Source organism: Rhodococcus sp. (in: high G+C Gram-positive bacteria) (genome assembly GCF_049299235.1).
Lineage (GTDB): Bacteria > Actinomycetota > Actinomycetes > Mycobacteriales > Mycobacteriaceae > Rhodococcus.
On the sequence record NZ_JBAQXC010000378.1, the window covers coordinates 1 to 1,782 of the forward strand.

A 1,782-nucleotide genomic window follows, 5' to 3' on the forward strand; every position below is an offset into this window, starting at 1 on the left:
CAGCGGGGTGACGTCGAGGAGCAGCACGTCCTTGACCTCGCCCTTGAGGACACCGGCCTGCAGGGCGGCACCGACGGCGACGACCTCGTCCGGGTTCACGCCCTTGTTGGGTTCGCGGCCACCGGTCATCTCGCGGACCAGTTCGGTGACGGCAGGCATGCGGGTCGAGCCGCCGACGAGGACGACGTGGTCGATGTCGCCGACCGCGATGCCCGCGTCCTTGATGACCTGCTGGAACGGTGCACGGGTGCGCTCGAGAAGATCGCTCGTGATCTTCTGGAACTCGGCGCGCTTGAGCTGCTCGTCGAGGAACAGCGGGTTCTTGTCCGCGTCGACCGTGATGTAGGGCAGGTTGATGGAGGTGCTCTGCGAGCTGGACAGCTCGATCTTCGCCTTCTCCGCGGCCTCACGCAGACGCTGCAGGGCCATCTTGTCCTTGGTCAGGTCGATGCCGCTGGACGCCTTGAACTTGTCGACGAGCCAGCTGACGACGCGCTCGTCCCAGTCGTCGCCACCGAGGTGGTTCTCGCCGGAGGTCGCGCGGACCTCGACGACACCGTCACCGATCTCGAGCAGGGACACGTCGAACGTGCCGCCACCGAGGTCGAAGACGAGGATGGTCTGTTCCTTCTCGCCCTTGTCGAGACCGTATGCGAGGGCCGCGGCGGTGGGCTCGTTGACGATGCGCAGGACGTTGAGGCCGGCGATGGTGCCGGCTTCCTTGGTGGCCTGACGCTGTGCGTCGTTGAAGTACGCGGGGACGGTGATGGCGGCGTCGGTGATGTCCTCACCGAGGTACGCCTCGGCGTCGCGCTTGAGCTTCATCAGCGTGCGGGCGCTGATCTCCTGCGACGTGTAGTTCTTGTCGTCGATCGCGACGGTCCAGTCGGTGCCGATGTGGCGCTTGACCGAACGGATGGTGCGGTCGACGTTCGTGACCGCCTGGTTCTTGGCGGGCTGACCCACCAGAACCTCACCGTTCTTCGCGAATGCGACGACCGACGGAGTGGTACGGGAACCCTCGGAGTTGGCGACCACCACGGGTTCGCCGCCTTCCAGCACGGAAACGACCGAGTTGGTGGTTCCGAGGTCGATGCCGACCGCACGAGCCATAATTCTCCTCCAATTTCTCGCCGCGGCACGACGTTGCGCCGCGGGCCTACATGCCCGAACCCTGAGCCCGACGGACTCAGGTGAGCGAAGTCCACTCAAGCTTGCACCCGGACGGAATCCGGAGTCAAGTCTAAGTTGAGCTTCTCACGCTCAAGTTTGTCGAACGGTCCAACCGCAACCCACCCGACTTTTGTTCTGAAAGTGATGCAGCTCACTTTTGTTGAGCTGTTGGGGCAGAGAAGGGACAGCCGCGCGGTGCGGGCAGCGCGCGGCTGTCTTCCTCGTCGGCGGATGCGCGAGCCGGGCCGGGTCGTCCACAAGCCCAGTTGTCCACGGGCCCAGTTGTCCACAGGCGCCGAATCGATCCACAGATTCGGGTCGATCGGCGCAGGAGCGCCCCGAATCGCCGCGGGCACCGCCACGCTGACCGGCATGACCGATCCGACACCGCTCTACCGATCCGACCTCCTCACCTCCGGTATCACCGCCGACGAGCTCCGGCAGGCGCTGCGCGGCGGCGTCCTCACCCGGATCGCGCCGGGCGCGCATCTGCGGCGCGCCGACGCCGACGAGCTCGACGGGATCGCCCGGCACCGGGTCCGAGCGCGGTACGTGCAGCATTCGCTCGGCGGGGACGCGGTACTCAGCCACGTCACCGCCGCCCTGTTC

The 1,782-nt window shown here is 66.4% G+C and carries 1 protein-coding gene and 1 pseudogene; one reads left to right on the forward strand and one right to left on the reverse strand.

What is annotated here, in order from left to right; all coding sequences use genetic code 11:
* Window positions 1–1,113, reverse strand: a 1,113-nt coding sequence (locus WAX14_RS23395) for an Hsp70 family protein (RefSeq protein ID WP_422630430.1), incomplete at its 3' end; no start/stop codon positions are given.
* Window positions 1,114–1,545: 432 nt separating this feature from the next.
* Between WAX14_RS23395 and WAX14_RS23400 the strand changes: the two are divergent.
* Window positions 1,546–1,782 (forward strand): annotated as a pseudogene (locus WAX14_RS23400) (hypothetical protein); the annotation flags it as partial.